Here is a 14,692-nt window from a genome sequence, read left to right on the forward strand (position 1 = left end):
TCGACGCTTCGCAGGCGCGCGCGCTACGAGGCTTGTCGATGCCGCCGTCCCGGCGGGGATGCGGGCGGCGTCGGGACGTTCGCGAAGGGGCACGGGGTCGCCGCGCTTTCCGGGGCCGGGACAGCAGTGGTCGCACGCTCTGACACGCAACCGACCGAGTCGCCGGCGATCGAGCCCGCGGCGCCAACAGCGGCACGGCCGCGATCGGCGCGCTGGCTCCGGCACCTCGGCCTGTCCGGCCGGCTCTTCCTCGTCACCGTCGCCTTCGTCGCCACGATCGAGGTCCTGATCTTCGTGCCGGCGGTGGCGAACTACCGCCTGTCCTGGCTGTCCGACCGGATCAGCGCGGCGCAGGTCGCCGCCCTCGTCCTCGACGCCAGCGAGGGGCACCCGGTGCCCGACGAACTCGCCCGGCGCCTGCTCGCTGGCGTCGGCGCCCGCGCGATCGCGGTCCGCGACGGCGACACCCGCCAGCTCCTGTCGATCGACCCGGTGCCGGAGCGGGTCTCGGACACGGTCGACCTGCGCAAGCAGACGATCCTGTGCGCCATCCGCGGCGCCTGGCGGACGCTCACCGAACCGGTCGACGACCCGATCCGCGTCGTCGGCCAAGGCTGGGAGGGCTTCGACCTCGTGGAGATCCTCCTCGACGACGCGCCGCTGAAGCAGGCGGTGGTCGACTTCGCGATCCGGCTGGCGGTGTCCTCGCTCATCATCGCGACGGCGGCCGCCGGCCTCGTCTTCTTCGTGCTGCAGACCCTGATCGTGCGGCCGGTGCGGCGGCTGGCGCGCAACATCACCGCCTTCGCCGACGACCCGGAGGGCGCCGACCGGGTCATCGCGCCCACGAGCCGCAGCGACGAGATCGGGCTCGCCGAAACCGCGCTGGCGCGGATGCAGCGGACGCTGGCCGACCAGCTCCGCCAGAAGCGGCGGCTCGCCGAGCTCGGGCTCTCGGTCGCCAAGATCAACCACGAGCTGCGCAACCTGCTCACCGGGGCGCAGCTCCTCGGCGACCGCCTGGAGGACATCTCCGACCCGACGGTGCAGCGGGTCGCGCCGCGCCTCGTGGCGACCCTGGGCCGGGCGATCCGCTTCTGCGAGGCGACGCTCGCCTACGGGCGGGCCGCCGAGCGCACGCCGCGGAGCCGCGAATTCGCGCTGGCTCCGGTGATGGCCGAACTCGCCGACCTTGCGGCGCTCTCCGCCCACGGCCGGGTGCGGGTCGTCACCGAGGTCGCACCCGATCTGACCGTGTTCGCCGATTCGGAGCAGATCGCGCGGGCGGTGGGAAACCTGGTGCGCAACGCCGTCCAGGCCCACGACTTCACAGAGGCCGACATGGCCGCGCCCGAGGTGCGCATCGCGGCCGGACGCGAAAGCGCGGACGCGGTGACGATCCTGGTGAGCGACAACGGGCCGGGCCTGCCGGCGCGGGCCAAGGAGCACCTGTTCGAGGCGTTCCAGGGCTCGATGCGCTCGGGCGGGACCGGGCTCGGCCTCGCCATCGCCTCCGAGCTGGTGCGCCTGAACGGCGGGACGCTGTCGCTCGATCCCGGAACGGAAGGCACCCGGTTCCGGATCGTCCTGCCCGACGCCGCCGCGGCCTAAGCCCTACTCGGCGGCTTCCATCATCGGCGCGGCGACCGTGATGCCGATGTCGCGCAGGAGCGCGGCGTCGGAATCGGTCTCGTTGTTGGCGGTGGTCAGCAGGCGCTCGCCGTAGAAGATCGAGTTGGCGCCGGCGAGGAAGCACAGGATCTGCGCCTCGCGGGTCAGCCCCTTGCGGCCGGCGCTGAGGCGGACCCGCGCCTTCGGCATCACGATCCGCGCCGTCGCGCACATGCGCACGAGGTCGAGCGGGTCGACCGGCGGGCGGTCCTCCAGCGGCGTCCCCTCGACGGCGACCAGCGCGTTGATCGGCACGCTCTCGGGATGCGGCGCGTGGTTGGCCAGCACCTGAAGCATCGCGGCCCGGTCGGTCACGCCCTCGCCCATCCCGACGATGCCGCCGCAGCACAGGCCGATGCCGGCCTCGCGGACGTTCTCCAAGGTCTGGAGGCGGTCGGCGTAGGTCCGGGTCGAGATGATGTCCTCGTAGAAGTCCGGGCCGGTGTCGAGGTTGTGGTTGTAGGAGGTGAGCCCCGCCTCGGCGAGGCGCCCGGCCTGCGACGGCGTCAGCATGCCCAGGGTCACGCAGGCCTCCATGCCCATGCCCCGCACGCCGCGGACCATAGCGAGCACCGCGTCGAATTCCGGCCCGTCCTTCGGCTGGCGCCACGCCGCGCCCATGCAGAACCGGTGCGCACCGGCGGCCTTCGCCTCGGCGGCCTCGCGCAGCACCGCGTCCACCGGCATCAGGCGCTCCTTGGCCATGCCGGTGCCCTTGTGGTGGGCCGATTGCGGGCAGTAGGCGCAATCCTCCGGGCAGCCCCCGGTCTTGATCGAGAGGAGCGAGGCCCGCTGGATGTCGGCCGGATCATTGTGGGCGCGATGCACGGAAGCCGCCCGGAACACGAGGTCGAGCAGCGGCAGGTCGTGGATCGCGCGGATCTCCTCGACCGTCCAATCGTGGCGGATGGCAGGGGCGGCGGGGGCGGAGGTCGTCAGCATCATGCGCCCATGAGGCGAATCCGCGGACGAAAATCAAGCCGTCAGGCTCGGGCGGAAGCCCCACGCAGGCGCGACAGGCCGTGCCAGGCCGGCGCGATCACGAAACTCGTCAGCGGAATGAGCAGGCTGCCGACGACGAGGCCGACGACGCCGGAGCCGGCGGCCGTGACGAGCCATTCGACGAAGCCCGACAGGGCGGGCGGCAGCGCGCTGGCGACGGCGCTGGAGGCCGCGTGCAGGGCGTGGGCGACCTGCGGCAGGCCGTAGGTCTCGAGCCCGTGGACCAGGATGCCGCCGCCGACCCAGATCATCGCCGCGGTGCCGACGATCGCCAGCAGCGCGAGGAAGGGCGGCATTCCCTTGACGATGCCCCGCCCGAGGGCGCGGACGAAACTTCCGAACGCGGATCTCGACGTGCTCGCGGCCATCGCCATGCCGGCGTCGTCCGCCTTCACGATCAGCGCCACCGCGCCGTAGACGAAGGCGGTGATGCCGACGGCCACCAGCGCCAGCACGGCAGCCTTGGTGACGACGCCGCCCTCGGGGAGCGCGGCCAGCGTGATCGCCATGATCTCGGCCGACAGGATGAAGTCGGTCTTGATCGCGCTCGAGACCTTGCGGTCCTCCATCGCCCGGCCGTCGCCGCCGGCGTCGGGCTGGGCGTCGTGCGCGTGGCCGGCATGGGGGACCAGCGCCTCGTAGACCTTCTCGGTCCCCTCGTAGCAGAGGTAGGCGCCGCCGAGCATGAGCAGCGGGGTGATCGCCCAGGGCGCGAAGGCGCCGAGCGCCAGGGCGGCCGGCGTCAGGAACAGCAGCTTGTTGCGCAGCGAGCCGACCGCGATCTTGGCGACGATCGGCAACTCGCGCTCGGCGGCGAAGCCGACGACGTAGCGCGGCGTCACCGCCGCGTCGTCGATCACCACGCCGGCGGCCTTCACCCCGGCCTTGGCCGCCTGGCCGGCGACGTCGTCGAGGGAGGCCGCGGCCACCTTGGCGATCCCGGCGACGTCGTCGAGGAGGGCGATCAGACCGATGCTCACGTGAAGGCGTCCTCCGAAAGGTCGAGCCTTCTGTGCAGAGGACGTTCACGAAGTCGATAGCGGATCGTCACCGACCGCGGCGTCAGCACCGGAAGAGAAGAGCGTCAGTTCGTCGGCTCGCCGGCCGAGACCTTCGCGGTCCAGTCGTCGAAGGCGATCACCGGCTGGCGCTGCTCGCCGAGGCGATCGATGCGCACCACCATCTCGTCCCCGGCCTTGAGGTAGCGCGGCGGCTTCATGCCGAGTCCGACGCCCGGCGGGGTGCCGGTCGTGATCACGTCGCCGGGCTCCAGCATCATGAAGTGCGAGACGTAGGCGACGAGCTGCGGCACATCGAAGATCATCGTCGCGGTGGAGCCGGTCTGCATGCGCTGCCCGCTCACGTCGAGGCTCATCGCGAGATTGCCGAGGTCGGGCACCTCGTCGAGCGTCACCAGCCACGGCCCGAGCGGCCCGAAGGTCGGGCAGCCCTTGCCCTTCGTCCAGGTCGGGCCGCGCTCCATCTGCCATTCGCGTTCGGAGACGTCGTTGCAGATGCAGACGCCGGCCACGTAGTTCAGCGCCTCGTTGGCGTGGACGTAGGAGGCGCGGGAGCCGATCACGACGGCGAGCTCGACCTCCCAATCGGTCTTGGCCGAGCCCTTGGGGATGATCACCGTGTCGCTGGCGCCGACGATGCAGGACGGCGCCTTGTTGAACACGATCGGCTCGGACGGGATCGGCGAGCCGGTCTCGGCGGCGTGGTCGGCGAAGTTGAGGCCGATCGCCACGAAGTTGCGGGTGCCGCCGACGCAGGGGCCTAGCCGGGTGGATTCCGGCAGCAGGGGCAGCGTCTCAGGGTCGATCAGGCGGAGCCGGTCGAGGGATTCGGGCGAGAGGCCCGGCCCGGCGATGTCGCGCAGGACGCCGGACAGGTCGCGCAGTCCGCCGCCGCCGTCGATCAGACCCGGCTTCTCGTCGCCGGTCGCACCGTGCCGAACCAGTTTCATCGTCCGTCCACTCCCAGCGTTCCGCAACCTCGTGCGCAGGAAGGTGGGTGTCGGGGCAGCCGGGTCAAGCGTGACGAGGCCGGCGCCCCCGTCGTCGGCGATGGCGCCCTGGAATATCCGGCGGGAGCCATCCGGGACAAAGGGTGCACCGGAAGCAGGTGCCGGCATGTGGCAGAAAGCGCACATGGATCGCCCAAAGACGCCCGGCGGCGCAAAGGGTAAATAGTCCTGTACGCTACCGCAGATCGTTTACATATGAACGAAGATTGGTGGAAACCTTCGTTTCAACCGATCTACAAATCTAAAAATATTGAAACTAGTATTTCTATCAATTTATACTGATAAAATTTAGCGACCGTCGGGCGTTGTGTCTCCTGCCGAATATTGGCACAGATTTAACCGAGGCGACGGCCCGAATGGGCGGCACCGAACGAGTGCACCGCCGGATCGTATGGGGAGACGACCATGGCAAAGACATTGCGCGCATTCGCGACGGCCGGCGTTTCGGCGGCCGCGTTGATGATCGGCACGGCGGGCGCCCAGGCCGGCGCCTTCGGATTGCGCGAGCAGAGCGCCATCGCGGTCGGCATGGCCGATGCCGGCGCGGCCTCCGGCGGCGGCGGCGTGTCCTCGATGTTCTGGAACCCCGCCGTGGTGACGATGCGTCCCGGCTGGGTCACCGAGCAGAACCTCACGTATGTCGGCCTGTCCGGCAAGATTACGCCGACGACCCCGACCAATCCGGGCTTCATCGGCCTCGGCGGATCGGGCGAGATCGGGCAGGGCGCCGTGCTGCCCTCGAGCGCCACCGCCTACCAGCTCAACGACCGCCTCTGGATCGGCATCCAGACCGGCGCGCCGTTCGGCCTCGTGACGAAGCCGCAGCAGACCTGGGCCGGCGAGGTCTACGGCCGCTCCAATCGGATCTTCTCGCTCGCCTTCAACCCGGTCGTCGGCTTCAAGGTCAACGATTGGCTGTCGGTCGCCGCCGGCCCGAACATCGAGTATTTCCGCCTGACCCTGCGGCAGGCGCTGCCGATCCCGGGCCTGTCCCCGACGGCGTATCCGAGCAGCTTCCTCAAGGGCGATTCCTGGGGCGTGGGCTTCACCGCCGGCGTGCTGGTGACGCCCTGGGCCGGCACCGCCATCGGCGTGGGCTATCGCTCCTCGGTGCATCACGACATCGAAGGGTCCATCGGCGTGCCGCTGGTGGCGCTGGCGCCGCTCGCCGGCCAGGTCCGCTCGAACCTCAACACCCCCGAAAAACTCAGCGTCGGCCTGACGCAGTCGCTGGCTCCGAACTTCCGGATGAACCTCGGCTTCGAGTGGGACAACTGGTCGAGGCTCGGCACCGTCGGCATCGTGTCCGAGGCCCGCAACGTGCCGGTCAGCTTCCTGCCGCTCAACTACAAGGACGGCTACACCTATTCGATCGGCGGCGAATACGACTGGTCGCCGGCCCTGACCGTGCGCGCGGGTGTGTCCTACGAGCAGTCGCCGATCGACTTCTCGAACCGTTCGGTGCGGCTGCCCGACGGGGACCGCGTCAACCTCGCCGTCGGCGGCAGCTACCGCTGGAGCGACAAGCTCCTGCTGACGCTGGCCTACTCGCACCTGTTCGTGGAGCGCAGCCGAATCCTCGCCGGACCGGGCCGCGACTACAACACCGGCAACATCGTCTTCGCCGGTCTCGTAGACGGCAGCGCGGACATCGTCTCAGTGGGCTTCCGCTACACCTTCGACGCCCCGGCGGCCCCCGCGCCCGTCCCGCTCGTCCGCAAGTACTGAGGCCCGAACGACCGGTCCGGGGCGGAGCCGTCCCGGACCTACGCAGGAACCGGCCAAGGCGGCGATTAGGCCGTCGTCAGGCTTTCATGCGCACGTAGGTGCCGGGCGCCGGCGCCAGCGAGGGCAGGGCGTCGCCGCCCGGCTTGCGCGCGGGCACCCGCTCGGGGGCCTGGGCCTCCAGCCACTGGAACCAGTACGGCCACCACGAGCCCTTGGTCTCGGTGGCCGCGGAGATCCAGTCCTCCAGGCGCCCTTCCGCCTTGCCGCCGGTCCAGTAGCCGTATTTCAGCTTGGCTGGCGGGTTGACCACGCCGGCGATGTGGCCGGAACCGGCCAGCACGTAGTCGACCGGGCCGCCGAACTTCGACGAGCCCTCGAACACCGAGATCGCCGGCGCGATGTGGTCCTCGCGGGTGGCGAGGTTGAACACCGGCACCGTGACCTTCTTCAGGTCGAGGCGGATGTTGCCTAGCACCATCTTCCCCTGCGCGAGGTTGTTTTCGAGGTAGCAGTTGCGCAGGTAGAAGGCGTGGTTCGCCGCCGGCATCCGGGTGGCGTCGGCGTTCCAGTACAGCAGGTCGAAGGCGCTCGGCGCCTTGCCCTTCACGTAGTTGTTGACGACGTAGGACCAGATCAGGTCGTTCGGGCGCAGCATGTTGAAGGCGTTGGCCATCTTGGCGCCGTCGAGGTAGCCGCGCTCGGCCATCTGTGTCTCGATCTGCCGGATCTGGTCCTCGTCGGCGAAGACCTTCAGGTCGCCGGCATGGGTGAAGTCGACCTGCGTCGTGAGGAAGGTGGCGCTCTTGATCCGCGTGTTGCCGGTGGCCGCCTGCATGGCGAGCATCACCGCGAGCAGGGTGCCGCCGACGCAGTAGCCGGCCGCCGCCACCTCGGTCTCGCCGGTGGAAACGCCGATCGCGTCGATCGCCGCCTCGATGCCCTCGCGCATGTATGACTCGAAGTCCTTGTCGCGGTGACGCTCGTCCGGGTTCACCCAGGAGATCACGAAGACGGTCAGCCCCTGGTCGACCATCCAGCCGATCAGGCTTTTGGCCGGGTTGAGGTCGAGGATGTAGAACTTGTTGATCCACGGCGGCACGATCAGGAACGGGCGCTTCAGCACCGTCTCCGTGCGCGGCGCGTACTGGATCAGCTCCATCAGGTCGTTGCGGAACACCACCTCGCCCGGCGTCACCGCCACGTCGACGCCGAACTTGAAGGCGTCGCGGTCGGTCTGGCGAACCCGTAACTCGCCCGACCCGGCCTGGATGTCCTCCTGCAGCATCTTCATGCCGCGCACCAAGTTGGCGCCGTTCTCCTGCAGAGTGTGCCGGATCAGCTCCGGATTGGTCATCACGAAGTTCGAGGGCGAGAGCGCGCCGGCGAGCTGGCGCAGGTAGAACTGCGCCTTGTGCCGGGTGTGGTCGTCGATGCCCTCGGCCTCGTTCACCAGGCCCTCGGCCCAGCGCGTGGTGATCAGGTAGCCCTGCTTGATGAAGTCGAAATACGGGTTCGACGACCATTCCGCGTCCGAGAACCGTGCATCCTTCGGCTCGGGCTGCGCCACCGGCGGCGCCTCGCGGCCCTGGAGTCGGAACCAAGTCGAGCCCCACAGGGCGACGAAGGCCTCGCTGAGCTTGGTCTGCGCCTCCAGCGTCCGCTTCGGGTCGGAGAGCCAGGTCTCGGCGACGGTGCCCAGCGTCCGCACGAGGTCGCTGGCTTCCTGGGGCGGCTTGGGCTGGACCGGCAACCCGTCCTCGGGGGCGACGTAGCGCGCGGCGGCGCGGCCGAGCTCCTCCATGAACTGGCCCGCGTTGCGCGACAGGGCCTCGAAATCGGGCATCGCGGGCGTCGTCGGCTGCGTCGTCACGCGTGATCCACTCCCAGCTTCCCTCCGCGCCGTCGGCGCGGCGGACCCGAGCGCCCGCCCTGGGGCGGTTCGAGCCTCGTTTCCGACAAATTAACGCGCCAACCCCTGATTTGCCCAGCGCGGCAGGCGCGAACGGCGATATATCTGCGGTATGAACTCAACGTCCGACAAGGTTCCGAACCCGGTTACGACGTCCCCGGGCAGGCCGTCGCATCCGGCCGGCTCCGCGGGGCGCGCTGGTGCAGTCCGCCGGCTGCTCGGCGCGCTCGCGCTGTGTGCTGCGGCGGCGACCGGCGCCTGCTCCTCCGATCTCTCGCCGATCAAGACGCTCGCGGTCGAGGCCGGCTACGGCCCGAAGCCGGTCGCGGCACCGGACTTCGTCGCGAACTCGCGCTCGAAGGCAGACCCCGAATTCATGCCGGTGGGCGTGTCGGCCCCGGTCCGTCCCGTGCGGGCGAAGTCGGCCGAGAGCCAGAAGGCGCTGGAGGCCGAGCTCGAGGGCGCCCGCGGCCGCAACGAATCGAAGGGCCGGGCGGCCGAGAGCGCCGGCAAGGCGACGAAGCCCGCGAGCGCGCCGGCGCAGCCGGCACAATAAGTCAGCGATTCGGGGTCGGCGGCGGCCCGCTTCGATGGTAGAGAGGCCGACCGCCACCCGTCGGGGCCGCCCGTGCCGCCCCGCGGGATCCGCGCCGATGGACAGATGGCCATGACCGATTTTCACCGCATCAAGCGCCTGCCGCCTTACGTGTTCGAGCAGGTCAATCGGATCAAGGCCGCCGCCCGCGCCAACGGCGCCGACATCATCGACCTCGGGATGGGCAACCCCGACCTCGACGCCCCCAAGCACGTCATCGCCAAGCTGTGCGAGACGGCCGGGCGTCCGCGCACGGACCGGTACTCGGCCTCGAAGGGCATCGCGGGCCTCCGCCGCGCCCAGGCCGGCTACTACCAGCGCCGCTTCGGCGTGAGCCTGAACCCGGACACCCAGGTCGTCGCGACGCTGGGCTCGAAGGAGGGCTTCGCCAACATGGCGCAGGCGATCACCGCGCCCGGCGACGTGGTGCTGGTGCCCAACCCGAGCTACCCGATCCACGCCTTCGGCTTCCTGATGGCGGGCGGCGTGATCCGCTCCGTCCCGGCCGAGCCGACGCCCGCGTTCTTCCCGGCCCTGGAGCGCGCCATGGCGCACTCGATCCCGAAGCCCGTGGCGCTGGTGGTCTGCTATCCGTCGAACCCCACGGCCTACGTCGCGACGCTGGATTTCTACCGCGACCTCGTCGCCTTCGCGAAGCGCCACGAGATCATCCTGCTGTCGGACCTCGCCTACGCCGAGGTCTACTTCGACGGCGAGCCGCCGCCCTCGGTGCTGCAGGTGCCGGGCGCGATCGACGTGACGGTGGAGTTCACCTCCCTGTCCAAGACCTATTCCATGGCCGGCTGGCGCATGGGCTTCGCGGTCGGCAACGAGCGCCTGCTGGCGGCGCTCAGCCGCGTGAAGTCCTACCTCGACTACGGCGCCTTCACGCCGATCCAGGTGGCCGCCACCGCCGCCCTCAACGGCCCGGACGACTGCATCCACGAGATGCGGGCGATCTACAGGAAGCGCCGCGACGCGCTGGTCGAGTCCTTCGGCAAGGCCGGCTGGAAGATCCCGGCGCCCGCCGCCTCGATGTTCGCCTGGGTGCCGATCCCGGAGAAGTTCAAGGAGATGGGCAGCCTGGAGTTCTCGAAGCTGCTGCTGGAGAAGTCCGACGTGGCGGTGGCGCCGGGCATCGGCTTCGGCGAGTTCGGCGACGACTACGTCCGCATCGCGCTGGTCGAGAACGAGCAGCGCATCCGGCAGGCCGCGCGCAACGTCCGCCGCTTCCTCGAGACCGCGGACAAGACGCTACACAACGTCGTGCCCCTGGCCAAGAGCGCCTGATCGCCCGAAGCGTCCGTTCGCCCGAGGGCGGTTGTTGCGGCGGGGCGACACGCCCGGCCAAAGCACGGCGCGCGGGCCCGAGACGGTTGTCAGCCGCAGCCCGGGTGCGCAGGGTCTCCGGCAATGATCCGTTCCCGCGTCACCGAGGCCCGCATGCGTCGCCTGTCCCTGCCCGCCGCCCTACTGCTGGCGGCAGCCGCCTCGGCCTGCGCGCCGAACCCGATCGTCGCCCGCGATCCGATCCCGGCGCCCGGGCCCGACGCGGCCTTCGCCTGCGACTCGCGCCCGCTGGTGCTCAACGCCTTCGAGACCACCTGCAAGCCGATCGCTCGGCAACCCGTGGTCGTGCTGCGCTCGAAGGGCTGACCGGCGACGGTCCCGGCCGGATTTCCCGGGACGAAGGCGCGGCCCACGCGTCGCGCCGACGGACATGTCGGTCCGCATCGGGCATGGTGCCCCGACGATTGAAGCCGGCCCCCAGCGACGGAGTACGCGAATGAACCCCTTCCTTCGACACGGCCTCGCTGCCGGCCTCGTCACCAGTCTCTTCGCGATCGTCGGCACAGGCGCCGCGCAGGCCCAGTCCGGGGCCTACGTGTTCCAGGGGCCGGACGGCCCGACGGTGTTGCAGGTCGACGTGGCCAACCGTCCGATCGTCCCGCCCCAGCGCCCGGACCTCGCGGTCCCGGCGATCGCCGTGCCGCAGGTGATGAACGGCGGCGGCTTCGGCATCACCGGCTTCAACTACTACGACAGCGGCCTGATGGAGGGCCGCGCCGACTCCCGCGCCAAGCGCCGCTACGTCCTGGCGCCGGCCTGGATCCCGGGCTACGGCGGACACTGACGGCGGGCGCCGGCGGCGCGTCGATCGCTTGCGCGCCGCAGGGCCGGATCAGTCCTTCGACGGGTCGTGGCCCCAGTTCATCAGCGACAGCGACCAGGCGGATTCGGGATCGTTGCGCGACTTGCCCCCTTGCGCGAGGTGGCGTCGGACGTAGCCCACGACCTTCTGCATGTGGGCGTAGTCGTCGTCGGTGAGCTCGGCCTTCTTCTTGGCCTTGATCTCGAGGATGCGGCGGCCCTCCTTGTGCCCGGTCGCCTCGCCGCCTCCGTCCTTCTGCCCGACCGATTGGCTCGCCTCGGAGTCGAGGTGCTTCCTCAGGGCGGCAGGCGTCATGTTCACCGCCGCGTCGAAATCCTTCCCCGTCTGCTCGTGGTCGTGCTTCGCCTCGTCCTTCTTCGTGTCGTGCTTGGTGTCATCCTTCTTCGCGTGATCTTGGGCCTTCGTCATCGTTCGGCGCTCCGGTCGGGCTGGAAAATCCCCGACCAACGCGCGAGCCGCCCGCGGTTTCACGCCCTCCGGCGCGCCCGGGCGTCGCAAGGCGGGGCGAGAGGCCGTTTACAGGGCCGGCCTGCCCCGGTATCACCCGACACGACCCCTTCAGAGCCCACAACACAAGCGACACACCCTCGAAATGCGCGCCGAGATCGAGCAAGCCTCGGATGCCGCCAAGCAGTCGATCGGACTGCTGAGGAGGCATCTTTGACTGGGATACCGTCGATAAACGCCTCGCGGAGCTGAACGCAGCCTCCGAGAACCCGGAGCTGTGGAACGACGCCGACGCCGCCCAGAAGGTGATGCGCGAGCGCCAGCAGCTCGACGAAGCCGTGGCCGCGATCCGCAAGCTCGAGCAGGACCTCGACGACGGGGCGATGCTGATCGAGCTCGGCGAAGCCGAGGGCGACGACGCCTCCATCCGCGAGGGCGAGGCCACGATCCTCGGCGTCGAGAAGCAGGCGGCCGGCCGGCAGGTCGAGACGCTGCTGTCCGGCGAGGCCGACGGCTTCGACACCTATCTCGAGGTCCATGCCGGCGCCGGCGGCACCGAGAGCCAGGACTGGGCCAACATGCTCCAGCGCATGTACGGCCGCTGGGCCGAGCGCAGGAAGTACAAGGTCGACATCGTCGAGTGGTCGGACGGCGAAGAGGCCGGGATCAAGGGTGCCACGCTCCTGATCAAGGGCCACAACGCCTACGGCTGGCTCAAGACCGAATCCGGCGTGCATCGCCTGGTCCGGATCTCGCCCTACGATTCGAGCGCGCGGCGGCACACCAGCTTCGCCTCGGTCTGGGTCTATCCGGTCATCGACGACCGGATCGAGATCGAGATCAAGGAATCCGACTGCCGGATCGACACCTACCGTTCTTCGGGCGCGGGCGGCCAGCACGTCAACACCACCGATTCGGCGGTGCGCATCACCCACAACCCGACCGGGATCGTGGTGGCGTGCCAGCAGGAGCGGTCGCAGCACAAGAACCGGGCCACCGCCTGGAACATGCTGCGCGCCCGCATGTACGAGGCCGAGCTGAAGAAGCGCGAGGAGAAGGCCAACGCCGAGGCCGCCTCCAAGACCGACATCGGCTGGGGCCACCAGATCCGCTCCTACGTGCTGCAGCCCTACCAGCTCGTGAAGGACCTGCGCACCGGCACGCAGTCGACCGACCCGGACGAAGTGCTCGACGGCGACATCGACCCGTTCATCGAAGCCTCGCTGGCGCAGCGGCTGTACGGCGCGACCGAGAAGGTCGAGGACATCGACTGAGGCGTAGGCGCCTTCCCTCCTCCTCTCCGGGGAGGAGGCGTACTACGGCTCGCCCTCCGCCAGTTCCCGCCCCGCTTCCAGGAACCCCTGCGGGTCCACCGGCTCGCCGTCGATCCGCGTCTCGTAATGCAGGTGCGCGCCGGTGGAGCGGCCGGTCGAGCCGACGCGGCCGACGAGGTCGCCGGCGCGGAGCCATTGCCCGGGGCGCACGTCGAAGCGCGCTAGGTGCGCGAAGCGCGTGACGACGCCGTGGCCGTGATCGATCTCCACCATGTTGCCGTAGCCGCCGGCCGGCTCCGCCGAGACAACGCGGCCTCGGGCGGTTGCGAAGGCCGGCTCGCCCAGCTCGGCCTTGAGGTCGAGGCCGGTATGCAGCGCGAGGCCGCGGGTAAACGGGTCGAGCCGCGGCCCGAAGCTGCTGGCGAGGCCGCGGTCGCGACGGAGCGGGCGGTCGAGGGGCAACCGGGCGGCGAGGCGCCGCAGGGCCTGCGCGTCACCGAGCGTGCGGGCGGTGACCGCGACGGCCGCGGCGAAGGGGCTCGGATCGATCGGAACCAGCGGTCCGCCGAGCCCGGACTCCAACGGACGCTGCAGGTCGAGCCCGGTGCGCCCGAGGACGCGGCGCAGGCGCCAGAGCTCGCCCGCCGCCCGTTCGGTGATCCGATCGAGCCCGATCACCTGCGCCGCCGCGAGGCCGTCGAGCCGCCCGGCAAGCGCCGCCAGGCGCAAGTCCACGTCGCGCGCGCTGCGGCGTTCCGGCCGGGCCGTATCGAGCCCGCGCAATCCCAGGTCTGGCTCGGGCGCGGGAGCTCGGCCGGGGAGGGCGCCGGTCGTCGTCGGATCGATCGCGCCGGGCGCGGTCGTCCGCACCAGACCGGTGAGCACGGCCTGGCGGCGCTCCAGGTCGGCCTGCCGCGCGGCGACTTCGTCGAGGCGCGCGGCGACGGCGTCTTGCGCCTCCGCGCGGGCCGAGCCGCCACGGTCGAGCTCGGCTTGGAGCGCGGCGAGGCGGGCCTCGTAGGCCACCTGCATCGCGCCCTGCCGGGCGACGAACCCGGCCAGCAGGTCGTCGTGGAACAACAGCAGCCCGCTCGCCGCCGCGGCCCAGAGGGTGGCGACGACGAGGGAGGCGGCGAGAAGCCGGTTCCTGCGAGGAGGAACGATGGCGCGGAGATTCATCGAGGCGGGCCGGGTTCCAAGACCGCCATCGAGCGCCGACAGGGTTAAGAAACCGGAAAATCCCTCATGACTTCCGCAAGATGCGGCCTCCCGGAGATGCGGTGCGCGATCAGCTCAGTGCGCGCGCGGCTTCCAGCACCTCCGCGGCATGGCCCGGCACCTTCACCTTGGGCCAGATCCGCACGATGCGGCCCTCGCGGTCGAGCAGCATCGTCGTGCGCTCGACGCCCATGTACTTGCGGCCGTACATGCTCTTCTCGACCCAGACGCCATAGGCCTCCAGCATCGCCTTGCTCTCGTCGGAGACGAGCGGGAAGGCGAGGTCGTACTTGGCCGCGAACTTGTCGTGGCTCTTCACCGGGTCGGGCGAGACGCCGATCACGACCGTGTCGGCGGCGGTGAAGTCGGCCAGCGATGCGTTGAACGCTTGCGCTTCCAAGGTGCAGCCGCTCGTGTCGTCCTTCGGATAGAAGTAGAGCACGATCTTGTGACCGGCCTGTTCGGCCAACGCGAGCGTCTTCCCGCCGGAGCCGGGAAGGGTGAAGTCGGGAGCGTGCTCGCCTTGCGCGAGGGGCATCGTGCCATCCTTTCGGCCGATTGATGGTTGCTTGGTGCGGAGCCGGCAAGCCCGACGCCCGCACTTCGGGCGCGAGCGTCCGGTCCCCTTTCGGAAACGCTTCGCTTA

14 protein-coding genes are annotated in these 14,692 nt (G+C 70.2%); 7 read left to right on the forward strand and 7 right to left on the reverse strand.

The features are described from left to right. Nucleotides 1-126: 126 nt before the first annotated feature. Nucleotides 127-1,611 carry a sensor histidine kinase gene (locus MFF13_RS10685; RefSeq protein ID WP_373322512.1) on the forward strand — a complete coding sequence of 495 codons (1,485 nt, stop codon included), beginning with the start codon at nt 127-129 and terminating at the stop codon, nt 1,609-1,611. Between the two features lie 3 nt (nt 1,612-1,614). Here the strand turns inward: MFF13_RS10685 and bioB are convergent, their stop codons facing one another. The 3 genes from bioB to MFF13_RS10700 form a co-directional block, all read right to left on the reverse strand. After that, nucleotides 1,615-2,616, reverse strand: a complete 1,002-nt coding sequence (bioB, locus tag MFF13_RS10690; RefSeq protein WP_147751832.1) for a biotin synthase BioB — start codon at nt 2,614-2,616, stop codon at nt 1,615-1,617. A gap of 38 nt (nt 2,617-2,654) precedes the next feature. Beyond that, nucleotides 2,655-3,653, reverse strand: coding sequence for a DUF808 domain-containing protein (locus tag MFF13_RS10695; RefSeq protein ID WP_147828446.1), 999 nt, complete (start codon nt 3,651-3,653; stop codon nt 2,655-2,657). A gap of 104 nt (nt 3,654-3,757) precedes the next feature. Continuing rightward, on the reverse strand, nt 3,758-4,642 hold the full coding sequence (locus tag MFF13_RS10700) for a fumarylacetoacetate hydrolase family protein (protein WP_147751830.1): 885 nt from the start codon (nt 4,640-4,642) through the stop codon (nt 3,758-3,760). 465 nt (nt 4,643-5,107) lie between these two features. Here MFF13_RS10700 and MFF13_RS10705 point away from each other — a divergent pair, with 465 nt between their 5' ends. Beyond that, nucleotides 5,108-6,430 carry an OmpP1/FadL family transporter gene (locus tag MFF13_RS10705; protein WP_147751829.1) on the forward strand — a complete coding sequence of 441 codons (1,323 nt, stop codon included), beginning with the start codon at nt 5,108-5,110 and terminating at the stop codon, nt 6,428-6,430. A gap of 76 nt (nt 6,431-6,506) precedes the next feature. Here MFF13_RS10705 and MFF13_RS10710 read toward each other — a convergent pair whose 3' ends face one another. Then, a complete protein-coding gene (locus tag MFF13_RS10710) occupies nt 6,507-8,300 on the reverse strand; it encodes a PHA/PHB synthase family protein (RefSeq protein WP_238272159.1) in 1,794 nt (597 codons plus the stop codon). A gap of 151 nt (nt 8,301-8,451) precedes the next feature. Here MFF13_RS10710 and MFF13_RS10715 point away from each other — a divergent pair, with 151 nt between their 5' ends. The 4 genes from MFF13_RS10715 (at nt 8,452) to MFF13_RS10730 (ending at nt 11,068) form a co-directional block, all read left to right on the forward strand. After that, complete coding sequence (locus MFF13_RS10715; protein ID WP_238272160.1) at nt 8,452-8,895, forward strand: hypothetical protein; 444 nt, start codon at nt 8,452-8,454, stop codon at nt 8,893-8,895. A 111-nt stretch (nt 8,896-9,006) separates the two neighbouring features. Further along, nucleotides 9,007-10,224, forward strand: coding sequence for an LL-diaminopimelate aminotransferase (locus MFF13_RS10720; protein WP_147828448.1), 1,218 nt, complete (start codon nt 9,007-9,009; stop codon nt 10,222-10,224). A gap of 153 nt (nt 10,225-10,377) precedes the next feature. After that, on the forward strand, nt 10,378-10,590 hold the full coding sequence (locus MFF13_RS10725; RefSeq protein ID WP_147751826.1) for a hypothetical protein: 213 nt from the start codon (nt 10,378-10,380) through the stop codon (nt 10,588-10,590). 130 nt (nt 10,591-10,720) lie between these two features. After that, nucleotides 10,721-11,068, forward strand: a complete 348-nt coding sequence (locus tag MFF13_RS10730; protein WP_147828449.1) for a hypothetical protein — start codon at nt 10,721-10,723, stop codon at nt 11,066-11,068. Between the two features lie 48 nt (nt 11,069-11,116). Here MFF13_RS10730 and MFF13_RS10735 read toward each other — a convergent pair whose 3' ends face one another. Next, complete coding sequence (locus MFF13_RS10735) at nt 11,117-11,515, reverse strand: DUF3140 domain-containing protein (RefSeq protein WP_147828450.1); 399 nt, start codon at nt 11,513-11,515, stop codon at nt 11,117-11,119. A 184-nt stretch (nt 11,516-11,699) separates the two neighbouring features. Between MFF13_RS10735 and prfB the strand changes: the two genes are divergently transcribed. Beyond that, a protein-coding gene (prfB, locus tag MFF13_RS10740) for a peptide chain release factor 2 (protein ID WP_147751823.1) occupies nt 11,700-12,828 on the forward strand; the annotation gives its coding sequence in 2 pieces (ribosomal slippage) (nt 11,700-11,768 and nt 11,770-12,828; 1,128 coding nt in all). 42 nt (nt 12,829-12,870) lie between these two features. Here prfB and MFF13_RS10745 read toward each other — a convergent pair. Together MFF13_RS10745 and MFF13_RS10750 are read right to left on the reverse strand one after the other, a co-directional pair. After that, a complete protein-coding gene (locus MFF13_RS10745) occupies nt 12,871-14,007 on the reverse strand; it encodes a peptidoglycan DD-metalloendopeptidase family protein (protein WP_147828451.1) in 1,137 nt (378 codons plus the stop codon). A 109-nt stretch (nt 14,008-14,116) separates the two neighbouring features. Continuing rightward, complete coding sequence (locus tag MFF13_RS10750; RefSeq protein ID WP_238272161.1) at nt 14,117-14,584, reverse strand: peroxiredoxin; 468 nt, start codon at nt 14,582-14,584, stop codon at nt 14,117-14,119. Between the last annotated feature and the right edge of the window lie 108 nt (nt 14,585-14,692).

The sequence above is a fragment of the Methylobacterium cerastii genome (genome assembly GCF_022179125.1).
In the GTDB taxonomy this organism is placed as follows: Bacteria; Pseudomonadota; Alphaproteobacteria; order Rhizobiales; family Beijerinckiaceae; genus Methylobacterium; species Methylobacterium cerastii.